Origin of the sequence: Longimicrobium sp., from assembly GCA_036387335.1 — a bacterium.
In the GTDB taxonomy this organism is placed as follows: Bacteria; Gemmatimonadota; Gemmatimonadetes; order Longimicrobiales; family Longimicrobiaceae; genus Longimicrobium.
In genome coordinates this window covers 1-26,580 of sequence record DASVTZ010000190.1, presented here as the reverse complement: position 1 = coordinate 26,580, position 26,580 = coordinate 1, and the positions used below count along the sequence as shown (strand labels likewise).

Annotated in this window: 23 protein-coding genes; 16 read left to right on the top strand and 7 right to left on the bottom strand. The window is 70.9% G+C overall.

Annotation, left to right across the window (positions count from 1 at the left end):
- From VF647_19005 to VF647_18980, 6 genes are all read left to right on the top strand, one after another.
- Positions 1-382 (top strand): hypothetical protein (locus VF647_19005; protein HEX8454185.1); only part of this gene is annotated, 382 nt, incomplete at its 5' end.
- A 117-nt stretch (positions 383-499) separates the two neighbouring features.
- Positions 500-916: a hypothetical protein gene (locus tag VF647_19000; GenBank protein HEX8454184.1), complete on the top strand. Its 417-nt coding sequence runs from the start codon at positions 500-502 to the stop codon at positions 914-916.
- Between the two features lie 87 nt (positions 917-1,003).
- On the top strand, positions 1,004-1,636 hold the full coding sequence (locus VF647_18995; GenBank protein ID HEX8454183.1) for a CPBP family intramembrane glutamic endopeptidase: 633 nt from the start codon (positions 1,004-1,006) through the stop codon (positions 1,634-1,636).
- 338 nt (positions 1,637-1,974) lie between these two features.
- Positions 1,975-3,537, top strand: a complete 1,563-nt coding sequence (locus VF647_18990) for a caspase family protein (GenBank protein HEX8454182.1) — start codon at positions 1,975-1,977, stop codon at positions 3,535-3,537.
- 56 nt (positions 3,538-3,593) lie between these two features.
- The gene (locus VF647_18985; protein HEX8454181.1) at positions 3,594-4,067 is read left to right on the top strand and encodes a hypothetical protein; all 474 of its coding nucleotides are present in this window, start codon (positions 3,594-3,596) and stop codon (positions 4,065-4,067) included.
- Positions 4,064-4,978, top strand: coding sequence for a hypothetical protein (locus tag VF647_18980; protein HEX8454180.1), 915 nt, complete (start codon positions 4,064-4,066; stop codon positions 4,976-4,978). Before VF647_18985 ends, VF647_18980 begins: the two co-directional genes overlap by 4 nt.
- A gap of 2 nt (positions 4,979-4,980) precedes the next feature.
- Here VF647_18980 and VF647_18975 read toward each other — a convergent pair whose 3' ends face one another.
- On the bottom strand, positions 4,981-5,433 hold the full coding sequence (locus VF647_18975; GenBank protein ID HEX8454179.1) for a helix-turn-helix transcriptional regulator: 453 nt from the start codon (positions 5,431-5,433) through the stop codon (positions 4,981-4,983).
- A gap of 158 nt (positions 5,434-5,591) precedes the next feature.
- Here VF647_18975 and VF647_18970 point away from each other — a divergent pair, with 158 nt between their 5' ends.
- Complete coding sequence (locus tag VF647_18970) at positions 5,592-5,876, top strand: hypothetical protein (GenBank protein ID HEX8454178.1); 285 nt, start codon at positions 5,592-5,594, stop codon at positions 5,874-5,876.
- Positions 5,877-7,750: 1,874 nt separating this feature from the next.
- Here VF647_18970 and murB read toward each other — a convergent pair.
- Positions 7,751-8,707 (bottom strand): UDP-N-acetylmuramate dehydrogenase, encoded by a 957-nt coding sequence (gene murB, locus VF647_18965; protein ID HEX8454177.1) that lies wholly within the window; start codon positions 8,705-8,707, stop codon positions 7,751-7,753.
- Positions 8,708-9,043: 336 nt separating this feature from the next.
- On the opposite strand from murB, the gene VF647_18960 reads away from it, so the two are divergent.
- The gene (locus VF647_18960; GenBank protein HEX8454176.1) at positions 9,044-10,330 is read left to right on the top strand and encodes a hypothetical protein; all 1,287 of its coding nucleotides are present in this window, start codon (positions 9,044-9,046) and stop codon (positions 10,328-10,330) included.
- Between the two features lie 59 nt (positions 10,331-10,389).
- Here VF647_18960 and VF647_18955 read toward each other — a convergent pair whose 3' ends face one another.
- Entirely contained in the window at positions 10,390-10,617 is a 228-nt protein-coding gene (locus VF647_18955) for a hypothetical protein (protein ID HEX8454175.1), read from the bottom strand.
- A 309-nt stretch (positions 10,618-10,926) separates the two neighbouring features.
- Here VF647_18955 and VF647_18950 point away from each other — a divergent pair, with 309 nt between their 5' ends.
- The gene (locus tag VF647_18950; GenBank protein HEX8454174.1) at positions 10,927-11,640 is read left to right on the top strand and encodes a glycerophosphodiester phosphodiesterase family protein; all 714 of its coding nucleotides are present in this window, start codon (positions 10,927-10,929) and stop codon (positions 11,638-11,640) included.
- 82 nt (positions 11,641-11,722) lie between these two features.
- Positions 11,723-13,924 carry a hypothetical protein gene (locus tag VF647_18945; protein ID HEX8454173.1) on the top strand — a complete coding sequence of 734 codons (2,202 nt, stop codon included), beginning with the start codon at positions 11,723-11,725 and terminating at the stop codon, positions 13,922-13,924.
- A gap of 238 nt (positions 13,925-14,162) precedes the next feature.
- On the opposite strand, the gene VF647_18940 is transcribed toward VF647_18945, so the two are convergent.
- On the bottom strand, positions 14,163-15,488 hold the full coding sequence (locus VF647_18940; GenBank protein HEX8454172.1) for a hypothetical protein: 1,326 nt from the start codon (positions 15,486-15,488) through the stop codon (positions 14,163-14,165).
- A 227-nt stretch (positions 15,489-15,715) separates the two neighbouring features.
- Entirely contained in the window at positions 15,716-16,354 is a 639-nt protein-coding gene (locus tag VF647_18935) for a pyridoxamine 5'-phosphate oxidase family protein (protein HEX8454171.1), read from the bottom strand.
- A 213-nt stretch (positions 16,355-16,567) separates the two neighbouring features.
- Here VF647_18935 and VF647_18930 point away from each other — a divergent pair, with 213 nt between their 5' ends.
- The 5 genes from VF647_18930 (at position 16,568) to VF647_18910 (ending at position 24,197) form a co-directional block, all read left to right on the top strand.
- Positions 16,568-17,917 (top strand): M24 family metallopeptidase, encoded by a 1,350-nt coding sequence (locus VF647_18930; GenBank protein ID HEX8454170.1) that lies wholly within the window; start codon positions 16,568-16,570, stop codon positions 17,915-17,917.
- Between the two features lie 203 nt (positions 17,918-18,120).
- Complete coding sequence (locus tag VF647_18925; GenBank protein HEX8454169.1) at positions 18,121-18,381, top strand: hypothetical protein; 261 nt, start codon at positions 18,121-18,123, stop codon at positions 18,379-18,381.
- Positions 18,382-18,474: 93 nt separating this feature from the next.
- Complete coding sequence (locus tag VF647_18920; GenBank protein ID HEX8454168.1) at positions 18,475-21,204, top strand: DUF5916 domain-containing protein; 2,730 nt, start codon at positions 18,475-18,477, stop codon at positions 21,202-21,204.
- A 438-nt stretch (positions 21,205-21,642) separates the two neighbouring features.
- Complete coding sequence (locus tag VF647_18915; protein ID HEX8454167.1) at positions 21,643-23,211, top strand: TonB family protein; 1,569 nt, start codon at positions 21,643-21,645, stop codon at positions 23,209-23,211.
- A gap of 23 nt (positions 23,212-23,234) precedes the next feature.
- Positions 23,235-24,197 carry an aldo/keto reductase family protein gene (locus VF647_18910; protein ID HEX8454166.1) on the top strand — a complete coding sequence of 321 codons (963 nt, stop codon included), beginning with the start codon at positions 23,235-23,237 and terminating at the stop codon, positions 24,195-24,197.
- A gap of 275 nt (positions 24,198-24,472) precedes the next feature.
- Here the strand turns inward: VF647_18910 and VF647_18905 are convergent, their stop codons facing one another.
- Together VF647_18905 and VF647_18900 are read right to left on the bottom strand one after the other, a co-directional pair.
- Positions 24,473-24,982, bottom strand: a complete 510-nt coding sequence (locus VF647_18905) for a hypothetical protein (protein HEX8454165.1) — start codon at positions 24,980-24,982, stop codon at positions 24,473-24,475.
- Positions 24,983-25,022: 40 nt separating this feature from the next.
- Positions 25,023-26,186, bottom strand: a complete 1,164-nt coding sequence (locus VF647_18900) for a hypothetical protein (protein ID HEX8454164.1) — start codon at positions 26,184-26,186, stop codon at positions 25,023-25,025.
- Positions 26,187-26,315: 129 nt separating this feature from the next.
- On the opposite strand from VF647_18900, the gene VF647_18895 reads away from it, so the two are divergent.
- Positions 26,316-26,580 (top strand): hypothetical protein (locus tag VF647_18895; GenBank protein ID HEX8454163.1); only part of this gene is annotated, 265 nt, incomplete at its 3' end.

Genomic DNA, 26,580 nt, shown 5'->3' with positions numbered 1-26,580 from the left:
ACAGAGGCACATCATCATGGCCAACAAGCAGAAGATCGCGGAGCTCTCGTCGCAGCTCAACCAGGTGGTCGCTCACCCGGAGTTCATCGGGCTGCTGGAGGAGCTCGAGGGCCTGCCGGCCGAGAGCCGCAAGCAGTTCGTCCGCGAGCGCATGAACGTGAACGCGCTCAAGCAGAAGGGCGTGCCGGTGCGCCCGGAGCTGCGCGCCGTGGTGCGCGTCTTCGAGAACCCGCACGCCGCGGTGATCAACTCGGAGGCCGTCTTCACCTCGGACTCGGCGACCCCGCGCATGGAAGAGGAGTCGATGGACCTGGCGCGCGCGGGCACGCTGTGCGCCTCGCTCGGCTTCATCCTCTGCGTCTCGTACGGCGAGTCGGTCTGACCCCGGCGGCTGGCGCGGGCTCCGGATGGCCGGGGCCCGCGCCGGCGGCGGACACCCACGTCCCTTTTTCGCCGGCCCCACGAGGTCCGGCTCCACGATCCGGGAGGAGTACACCCCATGCTCGACGCGAAGCAACTGGCGAAGAACATCCAGGCAGCACTTGCCGACATCACGGCTTTCATCGAGAAGCCGGAGTTCCAGACGGTCCTGGCGGAGCTCGCCGCCGTGCCCCCCGAGCTGCGCGAGTACTTCATCCGCAGCGTGCTGATCAGCCGTGAGGAGCTGAGCCGCCGCGGCGTGGAGGTGCCGGAGGACATCACGGTCCAGCGCTCCGCCTTCGAGGACAACCGTCCCACGCTGTTCTGCGTCACCAAGTACCTCCCCGAGATGGGGAACGCCAAGAAGAAGGTGACGGTGACCTTCGACGAGGGGTGGGAGAACGTGTGGGAGCTCCCCAGCTTCCCGGCCGAGAAGGTGCTGGGGGGGCGCGACCTGCGCGAGCTGATCGCGAGCGCCCCGGCGAAGGCCGCGTAGCGGGGCCCGCACCCGGCACGCTCCGTGTATCGCGCGGAGGTGCCGGGAACCCGCCCGGCGGCACACCCCCCGAGCCGCGAAGGCACCGTGATTTCAGCCGTTCTTTCTTCGGTCATCCAGGTTCTGGTGTTCACGGCCATCCCCTTCGCCGTCTACCTGGTGACCCGCAGGCGGGCGCGGGGGTTCTGGGAGTACCTGGGGCTGAAGCGGCCGGAGCGGCGGACACTCAGCCTGGCGGTGGTGCTGGCGCTGGTGCTGACCCCGGCGATGCTTGCGATCTTTGCCGCGCCGGCCCTGCGGGGGATGCTGACGGCGCCCAACACGGTCACGGGGCAGCTGATCGAACAGGGGTTCACGGCGCGAACGGCGATCCTGATGGTGTTGTACGCGGCGATCCAGACGTCGCTCTCGGAGGAGATCCTCTTTCGCGGTTTTCTGGCGAAGCGGCTCATCGCCTGGCTGGGCTTCCGCTGGGGAAACCTGGCGCAGGCGCTCCTCTTCGGCTCGGTGCACCTGCTTCTCTTCGCGGGCCCGGCCGGCCAGGCGCTCACCCCCGCGCGGCTCGCCGCCGTCCTCGCCACCACGTCGGCGGTGGGGTGGCTGCTGGGCTGGCTCAACGAGCGCCGCGGCAACGGATCCATCGTGCCGAGCTGGCTGGCGCACGGGCTCACGAATTTGATCACGTACACGGGGCTGGCGGTGTGGTGGGGAAGTGCGTGAGTGCGTGAGTGCGTGAGTGCGTGAGTGCGTGAGCGCGTGAGTGCGTGAGTGCGTGAGCGCGTGAGTGCGTGAGTGCGTGAGTGCGTGAGTGCGTGAGTGCGTGAGTGCGTGAGTGCGCTGGTGTGGGACGGGCGCTCGCCGGACCAGGCAAGAAGGTGTGCGCAGGAAGTGCCCAGAGGCGGCGGAGTAGGTACGCGCAACAGGCGCTAATATTTGTTCAAGATGCGCAGGAGGCGGAGCAGCGTGCGATCCCCGGAGTGTGCGTGCGCAAACGCCCTAACGCCCTAACGCACTAACGCACTGGTTTCCGTTCACCCGTAGTCCAACCAGGAGCCACCATGCCACCCCCGTTTCGCTCCCTGGGATCGGCCGGATTCGCCGATCTCCTGGGCAGCTTCGTGTTCAGCCGGCGCATCGACGTCGTGCACCTTCACCACACCTGGCGGCCGAACCACGCCGATTACCGGGGGCACGACACCATCGTGGGGATGTGGCGCTACCACACCCGCGAGAACGGGTGGAGCGACATCGCGCAGCACCTCTCGATCGCGCCAGACGGCACGCTGTGGCTGGGGCGCGACTGGAACACGGCCCCCGCCAGTGCTACGGGCCACAACGGCGACTCCAAAGCCGGGCCCTTCATGATCGAGATGATCGGCGACTTCGACGTGGGGCGCGACCGGCTGCAAGGGGCGCAGCGCGCGGCGGCGATCGACGTGATCGCGCGGGTGCAGCGGCGCTTCGGTCTACCGGCGGAGGCGCTCCGCTTCCACAACCAGATGAGCGGCAAGACGTGCCCCGGCAGCTCGCTGAGCCGCGCGCAGGTCGTGGCCGAAGTCGCCGCGCGCCACCTGGCGCTGGGCCCCGCCGCCCCGCGCGGCGCGGGGGAGGAGCCCGCCGAGGAGTCGATGCGCGACGCCGACGTGCTCACCTACGTGGTGGGCGCGGGCGCGGAGGAGGCGCGCGATGAGACGCCGCCGGCCGAAACCGAGCGCGGGACGCGCCGTGCGCTGTGCGTGGGGATCGACGCCTACCCGCGAAACCCGCTGGCCGGCTGCGTCTCCGATGCGCGGCTGTGGGCGCAGACGCTCACCGGGCTCGGCTTCGACCCTCCCACCCTGCTGCTGGACGCCGCCGCCACGCGCGCCACGATCCTCCAGGCGCTCGAGTCGCTGGTGGGCTCCAGCAAGGCGGGCGACGTGCTGGTCTTTCAGTACGCGGGCCACGGGACGCAGCTGCCGGACGCCGACGCCGACGAGGACGATCCCGGCGGCGTGAACCAGGACGAGGCGCTCTGCCCGTTCGACCACGTGCACGGACAGTACATCGTGGACGACGACCTTGCCGCGCTCTTCATGGCGCTCCCCGAAGGGGTGAACCTCACCTGCTTCATCGACTGCTGCCACTCGGGGACGATCTGCCGGATCGCGGCGCCCCCCGGTCCCGGGCCGGCGGGCGAGGAGGAGGCCGCCGACCGGCGCACGCGCTACCTCCCCGCCAGCGACGAGATGGTGCAGGCCCACATGGCGGTGCGGAGCGCGGAGGAGCCGGCGCCCCGTCCGCGGCGGGCGGGGGTGCCGGAGGTGGTGACGTTCACCGCCTGCCAACCTGCCGAGCTGGCGTGGGAAAAGGATGGGCGGGGGGAGTTCACGCTCCGCGCGACGCGGCTGCTGGCGGCCGGTACGGCGGGGTGGACCAACGCCGAGCTCCAGCGCCAGCTGACGGCGGCCTTTGGAGCGGAGCGCAGGCAGACGCCCACGCTGGACTGTTCACCGGCGGCGCAGGGGTACCCGCTGCTGCAGCCGATCCCCGCGCGGGCCGCCACGGTGCCGATCGACGCACACACGGCCGCCGGTCTCCTCCGCTCGCTGGCGGCGGCGCTGGAAGGCGGAACGGGGTGAAAGGGAAGTGCCACACTGCGCGTCAACTTGCCGCGCGCTAAAAGGATCCGGACGATATGAGCCCCGCTCTACTCATGATGCTCGCCCAGGCGACCAATCCGTTCTTCACGAACGACTGGGAGGGCCTGCTCAAGGTGATGGGAGTGGTGCTCAGCATCGCGGGCCCCATCATCCTCTCGGTGTGGAAGATCATGCAGGGTCCGCTGCAGGGCCAGATCGACGGGCTGGGGCGCCGCCTCAACGAAACGCAGACCTCCTGCACCCAGAACGCCGTGGGGCTGGAGGACACGCGCCGACGCGCCGAGCGCGCCGAGTTCGAGGCCACCGCCGCCGGCAAGGCGGTGGCCCGCCTGGAGACGGTGGTCGCCGCGCTCGGAGAGCAGTCGTTGGTGAACAAGGCGGAGATCGTGGAGCAGTTCCAGCAGCGCGCGGCGGACATGCTGGCCGCCGTGCACGAGATCGAGAACTCGCTGGTCCGCGTGGAGACGGTGCTGGAGCTGGAGGCACGCCGACGCCGCAAGGAGCCGTGAGCGCCCCGGCGACCGCCGCGCCGTCCTGCTGGAACTGCGCCGCCGACCTGTCTCGCGAGCACGCGCACGCCTGTGGAACGGAGCGGCTGATCCCGCGCTCGCTGGGCACGGCGACGGTGCTGGTGGAGTGCGGCACGTGCGGAGAGTGGAACGAGCTGGCGTGCGGCGCGCCGGCCGGCGGCGCCGCGGGGCATCCGCCGAAGGGGCGGGTGGCGGAGCTGCAGGAGCTTCGGGGGCTGCTCGCCCCCGGCCCCGCGCTCCAGCGGCAGGAGAGCCACGCGCAGTGGCTGTTCGGCGGGGCGGGCGGGGTGGCGGCGCTGAGCAGCCTCTTCGCCACCGTGGTCGCGGGCGGCCTGGACTCCTGGGGCACCTGGGCGTGCGCGGCGGGGATCGCGCTGCTGGCCGTGAGCCTGGCGCTGGCCACCCTCTCGCTTGCGCCCGTCTGGCTTCGCTTCAACCCCAACGACCTGGAGGCGATGCACTCCGTGCTGGCGGCGCAGTTCGCCTCCAGGCGCCGCAACAGTGTGGCCGCGGCCTGGCTGCTGGCCGCCTCGCTGGGGCTCTTCGGCATCTCTCCCCTGGTGGGGAAGCTGCGCGCCACCCGCCCGGACCCGCGCGTCCTGGTGAGCTACACGCTGCGGCCCAGCGGCGCCCTGGAAGCCGCGCTGACGGCGCGCGGGCTGGCGCCGTTCGCCCCCGTGTCGCTGTCGCTGGAGCGGCAGGGCGCGTCCGCCTCACCCGTGGCGCGCACGGCGGGTCAGGCCGATTCCACGGGGCAGGGCCGCATCACGCTGGAGGGGGAGCTCGCCGCCGGCGGCTTCGTCCTCACGGGCCGCGGCGCCGTGGCTCGTGCGCCCGGCGGCGTACAGGTGGCGCGGGCGCGCATCCAGGTGCCGCCGCGCGAGAGGTGAAGTCAGAGGCGGCCGGCCTCCACACTCTCACGCAGCTCGTACCACCAGCCAGGGAGGGTACCGCGCGCGGTGAGCATCCGCCGCAGCCCCTCCAGCGCGTCCAGCTTGCGGAGCCGCTCCTCCCCCGCCGGCGCGATGCCGTCCAGGAAGCGCGCCACGGCATCGGCCGAGGCGAACGCGTCCTCCGCGGCGGCGGGCTCGGGCTCCGCGCTCTCCGGCTCGCCCGGCACCGGCGACTCGCCGCGCCCCGTGCGGATCCAGTCCGACGAGGCGCCGCACAGCTCGGCGATGCGCTCCATGGTGTAGGCGTGCGGCACCGCGCCCCCGGTCTCCCAGCGCGCGATGGAGCCGGAGTGCACCCCCAGCCGTTCGGCGAGCTGGAGGCGGTCCCATCCCTGGCGCTCGCGCAGCACCCGCAGCCGGTAGCCCACCGCGATGCGTTCTTTTTCGCTCATTCCGGGCAGCGGATCCGGGCACGACGGCCCGGAATCGTGATAAACGTGGATGTCTGGTGATGAATGCCGTGGAAAGTGAGTACCCCGCATGTGGCCGCGCAAGGGCGCCGGTGCGCTTCCGCACCGCCGCCCCGAGGCCCCGGAACAGGAGGCAGTGCATGAACCGCGACGGCTCCCCCATCCTCCGACTGCGCAGGCCGGCGCCTCGTCCCGCCGCGCCCGTCGCCCCGCCCGCCGCGGACGGCGCCGACCGCCGGCTGCTGCGCGTGGCGGCGAGCTGCCCGCGCTGCGCCAGCCGCCCGGCGCTCCGCGTGACCCCCGCCGTGGTGTGCGCCCTGGAGGGCACCGACCCCGCCGTCCGCGTGGGCACCTACCAGTGCCAGCGCCGCGGCTGCGGCGCGCTGTACGACCTCAGTGCGGAGGCGTTCCAGAAGGCGTCGTAGGAGCGCGGCGGGGCTCGCGAAGCACGGCGAGGCGAACCCGCGCGCACGGACGGCGAACAGGCCCCCGCCCGGCACAGCGCCCGGGTTCGGGGCCTTTTTGCGGGTGACCCGTGGAGCCGAAGCCTGAGCCGGTACGACCGCGTATCTCCACAACGACCACAACGGGAGAGGATCAGAATGAGTGTGTTCAGCGGGTGAAGTGCAGTGGAATTTAGGGAAGACGTGCTCGAACTCGGGCCACATGACCTGCAGCACGGACTCGAGCCGCGTCAGCGTGGCCGTCCGCTGGATGGAGACGTGGTCGCGCGCGCTCACCAGGTAGCGCAGCTCCGCGTACTTCTTCTTCGAGAACGTAAGCTTACGAACTGCCCGATGGCCCCGGAATTCGTTATGGTTCCGGCGTCCTTCGCGTCCGTCTTGATCGCCTGGTTGTGCATCACCTCCTTCCAGCGAATCCACTGACCCGTGTGCCAGCCGGTAAGTCGTTTCTCCTGACGAGGTGAACTGTGTTCTGGGTAATCTTCGGAATTGCGGCAGCTATCATCGTAGCCGCTGGTCTCTGGATACGCTCGCTTCTCCCGCTGAGGCATGATGGGGTTAGCGCGGAACTGCTGAACTCATGGCTTGAAGCAGCAAGGGCGAGTGGGGGTCGCGGTTCCGGCGTATACATCCGCGTACATGGCGGTACGGAATCTCTGCAGATCGAGGTACAAGGACCTCCTGATGAACGGGAGTTCGTGCTGGTGTACCCGCAGGCGGAGTGGTCTGCGCCGTACTTCGAACAGATTCAGCAGATGGCTAAGTCGGCCGGTTTGCGGACGCAACGTACACCCGCGGGCAACCCGCGGCAGTGGGAGTCGATGCTCGTTCACTTCGGGACCGATGCTCGAAACGCATCAGACTTTGCGATTTCGGCTCTCACGAATGTCTACCATGCATCGTTGACGAATGATTGTCGAGTGTCGTTGGTGAAATTCCCTCTGGACTCTCGACGCGACTCGGTGCGTATGTGAACTGAGAGGGAGCCAATTCCGTCTGGAGCCTCACACACCCCTGGGCGTCGAACCACCTCTCTCCCACGACGGCCACACAACTTGCTCCCGCATGTCTCAGCAAACCGGCGGCACGCAATGCATCCTCTGGAATTCGTACCTTCGCCCGATGGCAATGAGATGCCGCCTCTGGAGACTCATATGCACTACCTGCTACGGGCTGGACTAACCGGCATAACCGTTACCGCCTGTGCCATGAATCCACGTACCGGGGACTTGGCGCCAGCTGGGGGCTCCGTAGTTATCGGGCGAAGCACAGCCGCCGCGCTGGCGGTTAGTCCTGGCGTCCAGTTGCCAGAAGTAGAGCGCCGCAACGTTGCCGGACAGGTCACGAGTGCATCGGATTCCCTTTCGCGAGCGTTCGGGTTTGATACTCGATGCACCCGATTTTTTAGAGATTCAGATCGATTCGCAGTACTGCTGAGGCAGAATTGTCTCCACCGTAATGGGGCAAAGCTCGCGGATGGAGAGATACTGACCGCCTTTGCCAGTTCCGGGGCACGCTTGCAGGTCCTCACATCGGCGATATCCGACACTCAAACCTATACGCTTGTACCGGAGTTTCGAGGATTACCCCGGGAGCAGCGGAGGCCCCGCCCGGCACAGCGCCCGCGAGCGGGGCCTCCGCCGCTTCACGAACCCACAGATTCCGAGGGAACATGAAATCGATACGCACCTGGCCGCGCCCCGGTGCTCCTGTACAACGGCCAGCACGCGAGCCCGCACCCCATCGTGGCCGCCAACGTCACCCTCCCCGACGGCCCCTCCGGCCTCGCGCATCCCGCCGCCCACTCACGCACTAACGCACTAACGCACTTCCGTTCAAAACTCCCCGATCATCCCGATCTCCGTCTTCAGCTCGTAACCCAGCTCGCGCTTAACCGTCGTCTGCGCGAGGTCGATGAGGCGGCGCACGTCGTCGGCGGTGGCGCCGCCGAGGTTGACCATGATGTTGGCGTGCTTGTGGAAGATCTGCGCGCTGCCAAGCACGTGCCCCTTGAGGCCGCACTGGTCGATCAGCCGGCCCGCGCCCACACCCTCGATCTTCTGGAAGACGGAGCCGGCGCTCGGATACAGCCACAGGTCCGGGTGCCGGTCGTCGCGCCACATCAGGTTCTCGCGGATGACGTTGCGCAGCACCTCGCGCGGGGTCGGGTCGAGGCGGAAGGTGACGTCCAGCACCACGTCCTTGCGGTCGTGCAGGATGCTGTAGTCGTAGCCGAAGTTGAAGTAGGCGCGGTCCACCTCCCGCACGTCGCCCTCCTCGGCGAGGATAGTGGCGCCCTCCACCACCTCCTCGATGAACACCGTGCGCTCCCGCTCCGGCGCCGGCGAGAGGAAGTGCAGGTTCTGCCAGACCGCCCCGCCCACCGTGCTGGGAATCCCCACGAAGTGATGCAGCCCCCCCAGGCCCCGCGCGACGGTGGCCTGGATCAGGTCGTGGTACACCTTGGCCCCGCCCCCCGCCCGAACGCGGCTGTCGTCCAGGAAGTCGACGTGCTCCACCTCGTTCTTGATCACCAGCCCGCGGAAGCCCCGGTCGCCGATCAGGATGTTGGCCCCCATCCCCAGCAGGAAGAAGGGGATCTCCAGCTCGCGCGCGGCCAGCACTGCACGCGCGAGCTCGTCGGGGGTCAGCGCGCGGTAGAGCATGTCCGCCGGGCCGCCGATCTTGAAGGTGGTGAACGGCCCCAGGAGCGCGTCCCGCTCCAGGCGGTCCGCGCCGAGGCGGGCTTCGAGTTCGCCCACCGCGGGGCCGAGGGTGTTCGAGAGGGGCATTCGCCGCGTGTGTGCCGGGGTGGAGGGAGGGCAAGATCGACGCGGGCGGGGTTGCAAGGGCGGTGCCCTGCGGAGTGCGCGCGCCGTTCACGCCTCCGCACGTGCACCCGCGGGCGCCCGCAGACCCGCCGCATGCGTTCGTTTGATCGAGCAAAGACCTACTAAACAAGTGGACGAGGCGATGAACGGTGGCGTTCCGGTCCCGCTGGTTACGCCCGCGCATGCATCCGGCCAGCGCCCGGACCTGTTCACTCTGTTCAGTTGTGCGAGGGTGGCTCACTCTATATCGTTTCTTTCACGACGAAGCATGATTTCACAACCGGATGCGGAGATACGATGGGGGAAGCCGGATCTAAGCGCTCGCGCCGCCCGTCCCGACGCTGGGTGGTGCCGCCGGGGCTGCGCTACACGGACGAGCCCTTCGACGGCTTCGCCGTGGTCGACGAGCTGCGCAACGCGCTCGGGCTGCTCCTGTGGCAATCCCTTCGCGACGTAGATTTGTGGTCAGCCACGGAGCCGGAGGAGCACCCGCTCCTCTTCGCCCCGGGGGCGGCGGACCGGCGGCGGATCGAGCTGGCTTCGCTGCCCGAGGCGCGGGCGGTGCAGTCGCCGCTCTTGGCGATCGCGCGGCTGCTGGATGGGGAGCCCGCGCACGCCTCCGAGCTGACCGAGACCTGCCTGGCCGTCTCGCGCTGGGCGATCTCGACGGGGTACCGCCGCACGGCGCTGGCCTTCGGCGAGGCGGCCGCGGTGGTGTCGCCGCACGATGCGGAGGCGGCGTACTGGGTAGGCTACCTGTCGCGCCGCGCGGCGCAGTATCGGCGGGCGGAGACGTGGTACCGCCGCACCATAGGCCTGGCGCGGCGCAACGACGACTGGAAGTCGTACGGGATGGCGTACTGCGGGTGGGCCAACCTCCTCATCCAGCGCGGCGACTACGCGGGCGCGCGTGACAAGCTGATGGTGGCGCTACGGGCGGCGCGCCGGCACGGACTGTGGAACATCAAGCCGCTGGCGCTGCACGACCTGTGCTGCATCGCCATCCGCAACGGCAACGCGGAGGAGGTGACGTCGTTCGCGCGCAAGGCGTTCCGCGCGTACGGGCGGCGCCACCCGCGGGTGGTGGCGCTCGCGCACGACGTGGCGTTCTTCTGGATGCTGCAGGGGTATTTCGCGCCTGCGCTGCGCGTCTTCAGGGCGGTGGCCGTGCACGTGGAGGACCGGCCGCACCGCCTCCTGGCGCTTTCCAGTGTGGCGCGCGCCGCCGGCGGGGTGGGCGACCGCTTCACCTACAACGAGGCGTGGGCGGACACCTGGCAGCTCATCGACTCCAGCGAGGACACGGAAAAGGTGGCGGAGGCGCTGGTGAACCTGGCCCACGGCGCCGCGGGGATCGGCGACCGCGACCGGGCCAACATCGCGGCGGGGCAGGCGCTGACGGTGGCGCTGCAGCGCAAGGAGCCCGAGCAGCGCAGCGCCGCCGAGGCGATCCTGAACGCGCTGCGCCGCGCCGAGCCCGTGGGCCCGGCGCTTCGCTCCATGTCCACCGCGCCGGGGGCGGCCGCGGACGCGCTCTCCAGCGAGCTCGCGGAGGTGCTGAGCACGGCTACGCTGGAGGTGTAGGGACGACAGCCTCACACAGAGGGCACAGAAGGAACCGAAAGGGAGAGAGAAACACTCTTTCAGTTCTCTCCGTGGCTCTGTGTGGGATCGCTGTCCAGGCCACCCGTCGTGTCGCTCGCCGCCTGCGTCGTTTCGTCGGTGGGGGGCGGGGGCGGCGGGGGGGTGACGGTGCCGGAGCCCATCAGGCCGCCGCCCTCGTGAAGCGGATTCGCATCGGGGGCGGTCGCGCTCTCGCCGCACGCCGCCAGCACCAGCAACCCGGCCAGGAACCATTGCCTCGTCTTCATAATCCGGCGCTCCCCTGGTGAAGAATGTGCGGCGCACGGTCGCGCGCCGCCGCTCCACCAAGCTATGCAGGGTTGTTCACTCCGTACACTTTAGCGGATGGCGCATCCGGGGCGGTGTCAGGTCGATCGGGAGGTGGCGCGTGGCGGGAAAGGCGGGAAGTCGCTGCGGGTGGGGTGGCGGCGGCGCGCAGTTGGGAACGCGTGGGGTATCCGATAGCGATCCGTGGCCGCTTTCACGCCCCCGGGGCGCGGCCCGTTTCTTCCGGCGATCCGCCGGGCCTTTGCCGCCCGTCCCCCGCACCGCGCACGATGAACTTTCCCGACCGCCCCCTGGTGCTCGGCCACCGCGGCTCCCCGAGGCGCGCGCCGGAGAACACGCTGCTCGCCTTCCGCCTGGCCATCGAGGAGGGGGCGGACGGGGTGGAGCTGGACGTGCAGCCGGGGGGCGACGGCACGCCGGTGGTGATCCACGACGCGACGCTGGACCGCACCACCAATCGCACCGGCGCGGTGGCGGCGAAGTCGTGGGAGGAGGTGTCGGCGGCGCGGTCGCGGGGCGATCCGGTGCCGCGGTTGGAGCAGGCGGCGGCGTGGGCGGCTGAGAGCGGCGCCTGGCTCAACGTCGAGATCAAGTCGCCGGGCGCGGAGGCGGCGTCGATCGCGGCCATCGAGGCGGCGGGTGTCCTCGATCGCACCTTCTTTTCGTCCTTTCTGCCGGACGTAGTGGCGCGCGTGGGGGAGCTGGCGCCGCACGCCGCGCGCTTCCTCCTCAGCGAGCGATGGGACGACGCGGCGCGTGTGGAGGCGCGGCGGCTGGGGGTGCGCGGCGTGTGCCTCCACCACTCCGCCGCCACCACCGCCGCGCTGGCGGAGCTGCAGGGCGCTGGGCTGGAGGTGGTGGTGTGGACGGTGGACGATCCCGGGCGGCTGCGCGAGCTGCTGCGCGCGGGAGTCAGGGCCGTCATCACCAACCACCCGGCGCGGGGGGTGGAGGCGCTCCGCGAGGTGATGGGCGGCGTCTAAGCCGTTCCTGGCGCGGCGCTTGCCCCGGTGAAGCATGGCGGCCCCGCAAGACGGTGGGGTGCCCGACCCGTGCATCCCTACCATGACCCTCCTGGCGATCGGCGCCGCGCTCCTGTTGCAGGTGCCCACGGGGCAGCCGCCCCGCGACACGCTGCGCTTCCCCGCCCCGCGCGACACGGTGCGCATGGGCATGCCCACGACGGCGACGATGCCCGCGCGGCCGGCGGAGGATTCGCTCGCCTTCGACTCTCCCGGCACTCGGGACCTGGTGGCGCGGGTGCGCGCGACGGTGGGGATCATTCCAGCGGGGCTGGCCGACTACCGCGCGCAAGTCGAGTCCAGCGTGTACCTCTCGCTCCGCGCGGACTCGGCGGCGGGGGGCGAGCTTCCGCTGACGGTGGACGAGTTCGCGGGGGACGTGCGCTGGGGGCGCGACGGGGGGCTGGAGCAGCGCATCCGCGGGCACCGCATCCGCCAGCTCGCGCCCACTCCGTACACCATCGGAAGCTGGCTGGACGCGCCCTGGGTGGTGCCGCACCTGTACGGAAGCACGGTGGACGCGCTTCAGCTTTCGCCCAACGCCAACCGGCGCACCACGATGACGCGCGCGGTGCACCCCTTTTCGCTGCGCGGGCCGGAGTTCTACCGCTACACCGCGGAGGACACGGTGCGCGTTCGCACTCAGGAGGGGGTGACGACGCTGGTGGCCGTGGCGGTGCGACCGCGCGCGGAAGCGCCCGGCGACGGGCTGCGCCTGCTGGCCGGCACCTTTTACCTGGACGTGGACCGCGCCGCCATCGCCCGCGCGCGCTTCGGCTTCACGGAGCGGCAGGGGCGGCTCTCGCTGACCGAGGCCGGGCTCTACTTCGAGCTGGAGAACGCCCTGGTCGGCGGGAGCTACTGGCTCCCGGTGAGGCAGCGGCGTGAGATCCAGGTGAGCTCGCCGCTGCTGGGTGGGGCATCGGCGCTGCGGCTGGTGACCTCGCTTTCGCGCTTCGAGCTGAACACGGGGTGGCGCGCGGAGTCGCCAGGCTCGCGGCTGGTGCGCGACCTGGCGCGCGGCGAGACAGCCTTCGCCGGGTGGCGCGACCCCGCGCAACGCGGCGAGGACGTGCTGCGCATCGGCGACTTCGCGGACCTGCGCGAGGCGATCCGTCCCCCGAGCCCCGACGCCGGCCCGCTGCGGCTGGGCTTCCGCGCGGAGCGGAGCAGCCACGTCTTCCGCTTCAACCGGGTGGAGGGGCTCTTCCTGGGCGGGGGCGCGCGCCTGGAGCCGCGCGACCCGCTGCGGCGGGACTGGAGCGTGTACGGCACCGGCGGCTACGCCTTCGCGGAGGGGACGCCGCGCGGCGAGCTCTCCGCCCGCTATCACCCGGTGCCGCGGACCGGCGCGCCGCGGTACACCGTCTCCGCCACCGGGTACCGGCGGCTGCGCGACACGCGCGTCTTCCGGCCCGCCTTCGAGTGGGAGCTGGGCTACGCGCTGGGCGCCGCGTTCGGCGGCGCGGACCGGCGCGACTACTACGACGCGGCCGGCGGCGAACTCTTCGTGGCGCGGAGGCGCGGCCCCTTCACCGCCCGCATCGGCGCGCGCGCGGAGCGGCAGGACTCGGTCACGCGCAACACGGAGAGCGGGCTGCTGGGCGGGGGCAACTTCGGCCCGGTGGCCGCATCCGAGCCCGGGACGCACACGGCGCTGGAAGGGGAGCTGCGCTACGCCCGCGGCGCCGGCGCGTTCGGCATCACCCCGTCGCTGGTCGCGTCGCTCTGGGCCGAGGCCGGGGTGGGCGACTTCGCCACGCAGCGGGTCACGGCGACGGTGGCCACGCGGCGCCCGGGCCGCTACGTGACGCTGATCGCGCGCGGCGACGCGGGGATCGTCGCGGGCGATGCGCCTCCGCAGTTCCTCATCCGCTTCGGCGGCGGCGAGGGGCTGCGCGGCTACGACGACCGCGAGTTCGCGGGCTCGACCGCGGCGCTGGCGCGGGCGCGGCTCCTCCTCCACCTGCCGCCGTACGGCAACCGTCCGCTCTTCCGCAGTGGCATCTTCCTCTTCCCGCCCCTCCGGCCGGCGCTCGCCCTCTCCGGCGACGCGGGATGGTCCGATATCTCCGAGGACGCGCGCCCGTCTCTCGTGCGCTTGGGAGGCCGCACCACGGACGGTACGCGCTACTCGCACGGCATCGGGCTCAGCCTGTTCGAGGACGCCATCTCCGTCGAGCGCGTATGGCCGGGCGACGGCGGGGAGGCGAGGTGGTACGCCGGGTTCACGACCTGGTTCTGAAACAGAGAAAAGCCTCACACAGAGAACACAGAGGGAACCGCAAGCCACAGAAAAACCTCTTGTGGTTCTCTCTGTGGCTCTGTGTCTCTGTGTGAGCCATGCAGTTGCGGTTCTCTCCTGCGTCTCTGCGCCTCTGCGTGAGGCAAGCCCGACGCCCGTTGCGGAGGACGGAGACAGGCAGGGGCACGGGCAGCCACGTGGGGCTGCCCCTACGGGATGTACGGGGATGTGGGGGACGTTACCGGCGTTTGCGGCGGTTCGCCTTGCTCTTTCCGCCGCCGGTGCCTTTTCGGGCCATGTTGCCCAGCGCCTCCACCCAGTCGGCCAGGATGACGTCCAGCGCCTGGTAGACGAACTCGGTGGGCATCTGCTCGCGCAGCTCCGGGGGGAGCGTGGCCGGGTCGACGACCTGTGCGATGCCGGCTTCGAGGAAGATCGTGTTGAGGCGGGCGAGGAGCTCGCGGGCCTCGGTGGCGCTGCGGGCGGGCGGCACCGGGCGCGGCACCTGCTCGCGCGTCATCGTGCGGGTGAGCACCGCTTCCAAGAAGATCGCGCGCGGCACCTCCAGCTCCGCGGATTCCTTGACCGCTTCGGCGAGGGCGCGCGTCCACTCGGCCGGCGGAACGGGGACCGTGATGCTGCCCGGCGAGCGCAGCCACGTCCCGTCGGTGAAGGGGATCAGGCGTCCGATCACCACCGCGCCGGGCCCGTACGCCGCCTCCTCCTCCGTCCCCCGCTCGATCACCGTCGACTCGCCGCCGTCCACCACCGAGACGAAGACCACCTCGTCACCGGTCCGCTCGCGCACGTGCCAGATGCCCGTCACGGACTGGAGGAGGTTGCGCGCCATGAGGCGCTGCCGGGGCGGGATCGTGGCGAATCCCTCCTCGTCCTGCACCATTTCCGCCATTGGCGAGAGGCCGGTGGCGAGCGAGGCGTGGTCCACCAGCGACCACTCCTGCTCCCGCACGCCGGCCGGGAACTCGTCGTCCACCACCGGCTTCGCGGGGCGCCAGCGCCGGAACCACCACAGGGCGGCGGCGCGCTCCACTTCGGCCAGCGGGTCGCCCTGGATGCTCCCCTCCACGCGGTCGAAAAGGACCTCGATGAGCGCCACGTGCGCGGCCGCGGTCGATACCGGGCTCGCGACCAGGAGGATGGTTTCCGTGTCGCCCTCGAGCGCGAGGTAGGCATCGTGGGTGTGGTCTTCGAGCGCGGCTTCCTGGATGAGCCGCTCCGCGTCGAGGATCTGGTCCTCCGTAAGCTGCTCCAGCGACTCGGGGAGCTCCACGCCGCCCCGGTCCGCCGCGGCGTGGGCGGCTTCGCTCATTTCGAGCGCCGCCATGCGCAGCTCGGCGTCAGTGGGGGCGCCTTCGACGCGCCGCACGCGCGCCACCAGCCGCGACGCCAGCGCGAAGGCCTGGCCCGCGAAGTCGGTTTCCCGTCCCACGTCCAGGTACTCCGCCTCCAGTAGCGCCGCGATCGCCACGAACGCGTCGCCCGCGTCGCCGGTGAGGGGGAGGGATTCGAACGGGATGTCGGCGGTGGTGGATTCGGTGGTCATTGGAAGTGCGTTAGTGCGTAAGTGCGTTAGTGCGGACCATCTGTCATTCTGAGGGAGCCGCCGGCTCCAAATCCGGCGAAAGCAACCGATCTGGCTGCGGCGACCGAAGAATCTAGCCGGCGCCGGGCCGGGTCTCGCGTGTCACCCCCAGCCCCTCGCAGCGCGCAGTAGATCCCTCGCTCCGCGCCACAGGTCGCGGATGGGGCAAGGGCGGTGCGGCGCGTCGCTCAGGATGACAAAACGTGGGCGGCGACGGGTGCGGGAAGGCCGTCGACGCTCCGTGTGTTCTTTTCGCGCTGGTAGGCGGGAAGCGCATCGCCTTTCGCTTCTGCCCAGCGCAACAGTGTGTCGCGCTGCGCGCTGTACTCCATGAGCGGAACCGCGAACCCGCACGACGTCTGCACTCGTGAGATCTCCGCGCGGACGATGTGTCGGATGCCCGGGTACGTGGGGAAAGCGCTCGACAGCTCTGCCCACTCGTCATCATCCGGGAGAATCACCTCACCGGTGCCGTATAGCCGCAGGATGCGCGGAGGACCGGCGAACGCGCAGAACATGAAGGTGATGCGGCCGTTCTCGTGCAGATGGGCCGCCGTTTCGTTGCCGCTCCCCGTCAGGTCCAGGTATGCGACACGGGTGGGGGATAGCACGCGCAGGCAGTCCAGCCCCTTGGGCGAGAGGTTCACGTGCCCGTCACCGGCGAGCGGTGCCGTGGCGACGAAGAACAGCGGCTGCGCCTCGATGAACGCCTTCAGCTCCGGGGTGATGCACTCCAGCACCTTGCCCATGATCCCACCATTCGTTGTGTGGTCGGCCAGCGGTCCGCAACGCTGCACCTTTGGAGAGGGGATCGCAAGGTCTGGCAATGGAAGTGCGTGAGTGCGATGGCCCGGCAGGAGGACGGCGCCGCCCCCACGGTCCTCGCGGTACGCGCAGTAGATCCTTCGCTCCGCGCCGGGCATCGCGGATGGGGATAGGGCGGTGCGGCGCGTCGCTCAGGATGACAGATTGGGGTGATGGATGCCGGGTACCAACGCACTCACGCACTCACGCACTCACGCACTCACGCACTCCCTCCCATGCGCCGAACCGCACTCCTCCTCGCCCTTCTCTCCGCCGCGCCGGCCGCCGCGCAGGAGCGCCCTTTTGGTACGCTGCGCGAACAGGCGGAGGTGAGGCAGGAGTGGCTCCGGCTGCGGATGGAGCGCGTGCTGCCGCGGCTGATGCGCGAGCAGGGCGTGGCGATGTGGATCGTCCCCATGCGCGAGTACAACGAGGACCCCGTCTTCTCGTCGCTCGTGTCGCCTACGACGATGGCGGCGCGGCGGCGCACCATTTACGTGTTCTGCGACAAGGGCGAGGACCGCGGTGTAGAAAGGGTGGCGATCGGGGGGTCGACGCAGGGCGGGTTGTACCGCGTGGTGCGCGACCCCGATGCGCCCGTGGGCACCGCCGGCACCACCCGCCGCCCCGCCGAGCCGTACGGACCCGACCAGTGGAAGCTCCTCGCGCCCGTGGTGGAGGCGTGCGACCCGCGCACCATCGCGGTGAACGTGTCGGCGACGCACGCGTTCTCGGACGGGCTGACGGTGGGCGAGTGGGAGGCGCTGCAGAGTGCGCTCCCGCCCCGCTTCCGCGAGCGCGTGGTGCGCCGCGAGCTGCTTCCGCTGCAGCTCATCGAAGAGCGGCTGCCCGAGCAGCTCGCGCGGTACGTGGAGATGCAGCGCGTGGTGCACGACATCATCTCCACCGCGTTTTCCGAGCGGGTGATCCGGCCGGGCGAGACGCGGGCCGAGGACGTGGTGTGGTGGATGCGGCAGCGGGTGAACGACCTGGGGCTCGGCACCTGGTTCCAGCCCAGCGTCGACGTGCAGCGCGCCGGGGTGGAGATGGGCGACTCCGCCAACCCGGTCATCCGCCGCGGCGACGTGCTGCACTGCGACTTCGGGATCACGGCGCTCGGGCTGAACACGGACACGCAGCACATGGGCTACGTCCTGCGCCCCGGCGAGACGGACGCCCCCGCGGGCCTGCGCGCCGCCCTCGCGCGCGGCAATCGCCTGCAGGACCTGCTGCTGGAGGAGATGCGCCCCGGCCGCACGGGCAACCAGGTGCTCGCGGCCACCCGCGCACGCATGAGCTCGGAGGGGATCGACGGCACCATCTACACGCACCCCATCGGCGCGCACGGCCACGGCGCGGGCCCGCTCATCGGGCTGTGGGACCGCCAGGAGGGCGTGCCCGGCCGCGGCGACGTAGCGCTGCGCCCCAACAGCTGGTTCAGCATCGAGCTCCAGGCCACCACGCCGGTGCCCGAGTGGAACGGCCAGCCCGTGCGCATGGGGCTGGAGGAGGAGGCGCGGCTGGATGAGGCCGGCGCGCGCCACTGGGTGCTGCGGCGGCAGGAGCGGTTCCATCTGGTGAAGTAGGTGTCACGGCGGGGCGAGGCCGCGCGTTTGCTCGTACCCGGAAGTACGCTGGACACCAGAATGAGGAGGCACACGTGACCGGATCGCCTCGTTCGCTTCCGCCGCGAGCCCTCGCGGGCGCGCTCCTGCTTCTCGCCGCGTCGTGCGGGATCCTCGACCCGGATCCGGTGAGAGTCCGCGTGAGAAACTCCACCGGCCACGACTTGGAAGCGATCAAAGTGATGGCCCCGAGGACGTCGGAGCGGTTTGGAAGCCTCGAGGCGGGGAAGACCTCCCGCTACCACGCCGCCAATCGGGCCTACATCTTCCCCTACGTCGAGGCGCTCCTCGACGGAACGGTGGTCCGCCAGCAGCCGAGGGACTTCATGGGCGAGGAACCCATGGAGCCGGGCACGTACACCTATGAGCTGAGGCTGAGCTCGACGCAGCCGTACTTCCTGCACGCCACCGTCATCCGCGAGTGACGGCTCGGGCCGAGTCCCCCGCTTCCAACCTTTCCGCGCAGCCCGGCATCAGAAGGAGGTCCGCAGTCCCGCGACCTCCAACGCCGCCCTCCGATGCGACCCTCGTTCCCGCTCCGATTCGCCACCCTCGCCCTCGCCGGAGCGCTCGCCGCGCCGGCGGCGGCGCAGAACGCCGTGCAGGCGTCCAACACCACCGCCGTGGCGCACGACAAGCCCGTGCCCAACGTGCAGGCCGCGCCCAGGTCGGAGGCGATCGTGCTGGACGGGGTGCTCAACGAGGGGATCTGGAGCACGGCGTCCGTGGCGGGGGACTTCCGCCAGCAGGAGCCGAAGGAGGGGGAGCCCGCCACGCAGCGGACCGAGGTGCGTTTCGCCTTCGACGACGAGGCGCTCTACGTGGGCGCGCGGATGCGGGACACGCTGGGCGCGGCGGGGGTGCGCACCCGCCTCGCCCGCCGCGACCAGAACCCGGAGGGCGACTACATCCAGCTCGTCTTCGACACCTTCCACGACCACACCGGCCGCACCGTCTTCCAGATCAACCCGTCCGGCGTGAAGTACGACGCGGGGCAGGCATCGCCCTCCGCCGACCCGTCGTGGGACCCCATCTGGCAGGCGGCCACCAAGGTGGATTCCGCCGGTTGGACGGCCGAGCTGCGCATCCCCTGGGCGCAGCTCCGCTTCTCGCGCGAGGCGCAGCAGACGTGGGGGATGCAGATCTGGCGCTACGTGGAGCGGCTCAACGAGCTCTCCATGTGGTCGTTCTGGGGGCGGCAGGAGGCGGGCGGGCCGCAGCGCTTCGGGCACCTGGAGGGGATGCGTATCGACAAGCGGCCGCGCGGCGTGGAGCTGATGCCGTACGCCGTGGCGCGCGCATCGTACGTGCGCCCCACGCAGCCGGGGAGCCCGTTCCAGGACGCCAGCGCCTACGACACGCGCATCGGCGGCGACGTACGGATGCTGCTGGGATCGAACCTGACCCTCTCCGCCACCATCAACCCGGACTTCGGTCAGGTGGAGCAGGACCCGGCGGTGGTGAACCTTTCCGCCTTCGAAAGCTACTTCGACGAGAAGCGCCCCTTCTTCGTGGAAGGGAGCGGGCTGCTCTCCTTCGGTGGGCTCAACTGCTTCAACTGCAGCAACGTGGAAGGGATGTCGCTCTTCTACTCGCGGCGCATCGGGCGTGCGCCGCAGGGGGCGCTTCCCGGCGGGCTCGACTTCGCGGAAACGCCGCGCAACACGCGCATGCTGGGCGCCGCCAAGCTCACCGGGCGCACGGGCGGCGGGTGGCAGCTCGGCGCGCTGGAGGCGGTGACGGCGCGCGAGCTGGCCCAGGTGCAGACCACGGACGGCACGCGCGACGAGGTCGCCGTGGAGCCGTTCACCAACTACGCGCTGGCCCGCGCGCGCCGCACCACGAAGGCTGGACGCTACACCTGGGGCGTGATCGGCACCTCCGTCATCCGCCGCTTCGGCTCGGGCGACGACGCGCTGCGCGACCGCGTCCCCTCGCACGCCGAGACGGTGGGCGCCGACTGGAACCTGTACTCCGCGGGGCAGAAGTACCGGCTGATGGGGAACTTCGCCCTCTCCAACGTGCAGGGTGATTCGCTCGCCATCGGCCGGCTGCAGCGCTCCAGCGCGCGCTACTTCGACCGGCCGGACCGGGTGAGCGGCGGCAACGGCATCTTCTCCGACGAGTACGACCTCGGGGTCACGGCGATGCGCGGCTTCGGCGGCTACGCGCGCGCTTCCAAGGAGACCGGGAACTGGCTGTGGGAGACGGGGCTCAACTACCGCAGCCCGGGGTTCGAGGTCAACGACATGGCCTTCATGAACCGCGCGGACTACGTGTGGATGAACGCCAACCTGCTGCGCCAGTGGAACAAGCCGGGCTCGTGGTACCGCCGGCTGACCTGGATCGGCGGCGGGCAGCAGCAGTACAACTTCGACGGCGACCGCACCGACCTGCAGGCGGCCTCGTACGTCGGCGGGCAGTTCCTCAACTACTGGAACTGGAGCGCCTACCTCCAGTACCGGCCGGGCGTGTACGACGACCGCGTGACGCGCGGCGCCGGCGTCGTGCGGCGTCCGACGGACTGGTTCAGCTTCGTGAACCTGAGCACCGACAACCGCAAGCCGCTGGTGCTGTCGCTGAACCCGTCGTGGAGCGGGAACGAGGAGGGCTCGCGCTCGTTCAACGCATCGGGGAGCGCGCGCTTCAAGCCGGCCAGCAACGTGCAGATCACGGTGGGTCCGTCGTTCACCACCAGCCACAGCACCGCGCAGTTCGTCCGCCGCTTCGACGACCCGAGCGCCACCCAGTTCTTTGGCCGCCGCGCCGTCTTCGCGGAGATCGACCAGCGCACCCTTTCGCTGAACACGCGCCTCAACTGGACCTTCACCCCGGACCTCACGCTGGAGCTGTTCGCGCAGCCCTTCGTGGCCACGGGCGACTACGAGTCGTTCAAGGAGTTCGTGCGCCCGCGCGAGCTGGAGAAGCACGAGTTCGACGCGGCGCAGCTCACGCCCGTGACGAACGACGGGCGGGTGACTTCCTACACGCTCGACCCGGACCGCAACCCGGCCACGGCGAACTTCTCCTTCGGCAATCCGGACTTCAACGTGCGCTCGCTGCGCGGGAGCGCGGTGCTGCGCTGGGAGTACCGCCCGGGCTCCACGCTGTTCTTCGTGTGGCAGCAGGAGCGCAGCGGCGCCGCCGGCTACGGCGACTTCGCCTTCGACCGGGACGCCACGGCCGTTTTCCGCCAGCACCCGGACAACATCTTCGTGATCAAGGCGAGCTACTGGATGGGGCGGTAGGCCCCCTCCCCCGCTCGTGAACTCGCGGCCCCTCCCCCAAACTGCGGGGGAGGGGCGGTTGGCGTGCATGGGTGCGCGGGGAGCATGGGGCGGGGCCGCGCGGGGCACGGGCAGCCACGCGGGGCGGCCCCTACAAGGTTGGGGCGGAGGGGCGCGATGGTTGGCGCTGCGGTGAGGGTGGGCAGACACGCAGGTCTGCCCCTACGGGTTTCGGTGCGCGGCGGCAGGCGACGGAGCAGGGGCGGGCACGGGCGCGATGAATCGCAGCCCCTACGGGACCTGTGCGGCGGACAGGGTGTTCTCCCCCTCACCCGCCCTGCGCCCCCGCAGGCGGGGGAGGGGGCCGGGGGGAGGGGGCCCAACCTCCGCGGCAGGTTGTTTGCGCGGAGCTCCTCCGCGTACGTTGTGCCTGCGCCGATTTCCCTCAGCCGAGCCGTCATGCCCGGATTCGAAGTCCTTCTCGCCGGCCGTACCCTGGGTGAGCGCTACCGCGTGGACGCGGTGGTGGGCCGGGGCGGGATGGGCGCCGTCTTCCGGGCCACCGACCTGCGGCTCGATCGCGCCGTCGCCGTCAAGGTCGTGACCGTGGAGGACGACGCGGAGGGACGCGCCCGCGCCCGCTTCCTGCGCGAGGCGCAGGCGGCCGCGCGCATCCGCCATCCGCACGTCGTGGGGGTGTACGACTTCGGCACCGATGCCACGCTGGGGCTGGACTTCCTGGTTATGGAGCTGCTGGAGGGCGAGGACCTGTCGCGCCGCCTGGCCCGCGACACCGTGCTGGCGCCCGACGAGGCGGCGACGGTCTTCCGGCAGGCGGCGGAGGGGCTCGCGGCCGGGCACCGCATGGGGCTGGTGCACCGCGACGTGAAGCCGGGCAACGTCTTCCTGGTGAGCGGGCGCGCCACGCACGCCATGCTGCTGGACTACGGCGTGGCGCAGATGGAGATGGACGACACCGAGACGCGCACGCACCTCACCCGCATGGGGAAGCAGCCGCTCTCCCCCGCCTACGCGTCGCCTGAGCAGATCCGCGGCGAGGGGGCGCTGACGCCCGCCAGCGACGTCTTCTCGCTGGGGATCACGATGTACCGCGCCGCCACCGGAGCCCCGCCCTTCAGCGCCGCCGACCTGGAGCGGATGGCGGCCGGCGCCGACGTGCCGCTGGTGCCGCCGCGCGAGCGGGTGCCGGAGCTGGACCCCGCCATGGCCGCGGCGCTGGAGCATGCCCTCCAGCCCGACCCTCTCGCCCGCCCCGCCGACGCCGACGCCCTCCTGGCGCTGATGCACGGCGGGGATGCGCCCCCCGTTCGCCGCCCCGCCTTCGTCCCCACCGCCGTCGCGGCGCCGACGGTGGCGATGCCCGTTGCCCCGCCGCCGCCGCTGCCGGCTACGCCTCCGCCGCCCGCGCCGCGCCCCGCCCGCGTGGGCCGCGCGGTGGCCATCGGGGGGATGCTGGCGCTGGTCGGCGGCGCCGTCGTGTACGGTGTCGGCGGGATGGGGGGCGGCGCCCCGGCCCCCGCCGCGCCCGACTCCGCCGCCGTCGCGCGTACGGACAGCGCCCCGCCCGACAGCGTGCAGGTGGACACGCAGCAGACGACGCTCGGGGAGCCGGAGCCCGAGCCTGTCCCGCCGTTCACGGACACCGCGGCCGCCGCCGAGGAGTTGCCTCCTGCGCCGGCGGACGAGAACCCGGTGTACGACGTCGGCTCGCTCGACGAAACCCCCGAGCTGCGCAACCGCCGCGACGTGGAGCGCGCGGCTCGGCGCAGCTATCCGCCCTTCCTGCGCGATGCCGGGGTGTCGGGCGACGTGATCGTCTCGTTCGTCATCGGCCAGGACGGCAACGTGGAGCCCGGGACGATCCAGATCGTCAACGACGTGAACCCCGCCTTCGCCGACGCCGCGCGCGAGGTCGCGGCGCGGATGCGCTTCACCCCCGGCAGAATTCGCGGCGAGCCGGTGCGTGCGCAGGCGCAGGTGCCCATCAACTTCCGCGCGGAAGACTGACCGCGCACCGACAGGAGAACGAAGTGGAATACCGCGCGCTGGGAAGGTCCGGGCTGCGGGTCAGCGAGATCTCGCTGGGCTCGTGGCTCACCTACGGAAGGACCGTCGAGGACGACGTGACGCGCGCCTGCATCCTGCGCGCGTACGAGCTGGGGATCAACCTCTTCGACACCGCCAACGTCTACCACACCGGCGCCGCGGAGGAGTCGCTGGGCCGCGTCATCCGCGAGCTTCCGCGCGCCGACCTGGTGATCGCCACCAAGGTGTTCTTCCCCATGGGCCAGGGGCCCAACGATCGCGGGCTGGGCCGCAAGCACGTGACGGAGGAGTGCCACGCATCGCTGCGCCGCCTGGGCGTGGAGTACATCGACCTCTACCAGTGCCACCGCTTCGACCCCGACGTACCCGTCGACGAGACGTTGCGCGCGCTGGAGGATCTGGTGCAGGCCGGAAAGGTGCTCTACCTGGGCGTCAGCCAGTGGTCGGGCGAGCAGATCCGCGACGCGGTGGGGATGCAGGAGCGCATGGGATGGCACCGCATGATCTCCAACCAGCCGCAGTACAACATGCTGGTGAGGACCATCGAAGACGACGCGATCCCCGCGTCCGAGGAGGCGGGCGTCGGGCAGATCGTGTGGTCGCCGCTCGCGCAGGGCGTGCTCACGGGCAAGTACCGCCCCGGCGCCCCCCTCCCCGAGAACACGCGCGGCGCCGACCCGTCGTCCAACTCCTTCATGGAGCCGCTCCTCCAGCCGCCTGTCCTGGAGGCCGTGGAGCGCCTGCGGCCCATCGCCGACGAGGCGGGGATCGGGCTTGCGCAGCTCGCCCTGGCCTGGGTGCTCCGCCAGCCGAACGTGGCGAGCGCCATCGTCGGCGCCACGCGCGTGGAGCAGGTGGAGACCAACGCCGCCGCCGCCGGCATCCGCCTGGACCCCGACGCCCTCCGCCGTATCGACGAAGCGCTGGCGGAGGTGGTGCGCAGGTAGCAGGCGTAGAGGAAGCTGGATTCTCCCGGTTTGTCTCACGCGGAGGCGCGGAGACGCAGAGAGAACAACAGAAAAAAGCTCACACAGAGGCCACAGAAGGAACTGAAAGCCACAGAGAAACCTTTTGCGGTTCTCTCTGTGTCTCTGTGTCTCTGTGTGAGCCATGCAGTTGCAGTTCGCCTCTGCGTCTCTGCGCCTCTGCGTGAGACTTCCGATCCCGGCTTTGCACGAAAGAGAAGAGGCGCGGAGATCACTCTCCGCGCCTCCCTGTGCGCTCAGCCGGACTGCCCGTCCGAGGGCCCGTCGCGGGGCGGGGTGGCTCCGGGGAGGGGCGCGTTGGAGCCAACGGCGCCGGGGCGCGGGGCGGGGGGTCCGCCGGGGCGCGGCTGCGGCGGGCCGAAGCTCATCGCCTCCAGGCGCTGGACCTTGCCGTTGAGGCGCCCCACCAGGATGCGAGTGGCGCGCAGGTCGTGGTTGGACTCGATCAGCATCAGCGCCAGGTCGCCGGCGCCCCACAGCAGGGCGCCCAGCACGATCATCTGCGTCGCGTTCACCAGCAGCGTGGGAACGGCGTTGAGGCCCGCGCGCCAGATCTGGAGCACCACCTCCGCGATCAGCAGGAGGAGGATCAGCAGCGCCAGCACCTTGAAGAGGCGCGCCACGTAGCGCAGCCCCGCGTGCGGCTCCATGTCGTCGTCGCGCACCCCCGCCAGGTCCGGGGTGGGGTCGTTGGGACCGCTCGTCCGGCGGTTCTCTCGGGCTGCTTCAGTGCGCGGGTCGGCCACGGTGCGCTCCTTCGGGCATTGTGATTGGGTGCAAGACGGTCTACCAGCGCGCGCGGTTGCCGCGCGTGTCGATGTGCACCATCCCCTTGTGCCCGCCCGTGGGCGGGTAGTAGTGCATCCCACCCACCAGGCTGGGGTACTTCTGCTCCACCCGGTCCACGGCCGCGCCGATGATGCGGGCGTCCTTGAGGTTGATGGCCCCGTCGCCGTTCAGGTCGTCCATGATGCCGTTGCGGTCGTTGTCCACCGCGATGTCCATGGCGTCGCCGTACATGTGGCGGCTGAGCTGCCCGCGCCCCGCGGTGCTCCCCCCGCTGGCGTTGTACCACGGGCTGCGGAAGCCGCTCACCGCGAAGAGGTTGTCCACCGGGTGCCCCATCGCCTCCAATTCCTTCACCACCAGCTCGATCTTGTCCAGGTTCTGCGGGTCCACCACCACGTACTTGGGCCAGATGTTCTCCTGCAGCTTGGTGATGTAATCCTTGAGCTGGATGTGCTCGCTGAGGAAAATGTCCTTGTTCTGCGGCGTCACCTCGATCATCCCCTTTGGGGTCTGGTAGATCGGGTTGGCGGGGCAGCGTCCCACCTCGCAGGGCCAGTTGCCGATCTTGTAGCGGCCCACGCTGCCGCCCTTTTTGACCGACATGGGGACCATGCGGATGACCTGCAGGTTCGGCACAGGCTCCGCCAGCCGCCCGGCCCGCAGCACGACGTTGGAGATGCTTCCGCCCAGCCGTCCGGCGATCTCGTTGGCCAGCGTGGGCTCGGCGCCGGCGTGCGGCGCGGGGAGGTCGGGCTTCTCGCCCGGCTCCAGGATCTGCGCGTACACGGCGCCGCTGAACCCGCGCAGGCTTGGGTCCAGGGTGGCCGCGTAGGAGCGCGCGGACCGCCTCAGCAGCTCGGCCGTCAGCGCGGGCGCGATCCCCTCGCTCCCCAGCCGCTCGGCGATGGTGGGCGGGGCGTTGGGGTCGTCGAAGGCGGATCCGGACCCCAGCACCGGCGTGTCCAAGCCGTCGGTGACGGGGCGCGGGTTGGAAAGGCGCAGCACGATGGTGTACGCCCAGCCCGCCACGAAGAGGAGCACGAGCAGGTTGAGCGCGAGGCTCACCCGCCGCTCCTGCCGCGGCGAGAGCCCGGCGCGCTCCCAGCGCGAGCGGGGCTCGCGCACGAGCGGAAAGAGGAAGTGGTCGTCGGCGTAGTGCATGGTGGGCGGGGTGATTCAACGTCCGTGCCGCGGGGGTGGCGAACCGGGACCGTGGCGAAGTCCTTGCACCTCCGCCCATCCCCGCGGCCGCGCGCCGCCGACGGCGAACCAACACCACGGGGGTGCACGATGGAGAACGATCCGCGACCGCTCACCGAGCGGGAACTGCGTGACACGGAGGAGCGCGCGCAGCAGCTGGCCGACGACGCCCGGGGCGACGCCGACCTTCACCGGCACGGCGCGGAGCAGGCTTTGGCGCCCGGGAGTTACCCTGAAGGCCTGGGCGTGCATGACTCTCCCGCCGTCCACCGCGCCGACCACGTGCGCCGCGAGGACGACGTGCGCACCGCCGACCGCCAGGAAGAGCTCGCCGAGACGCAGGCGCGCACCGCCG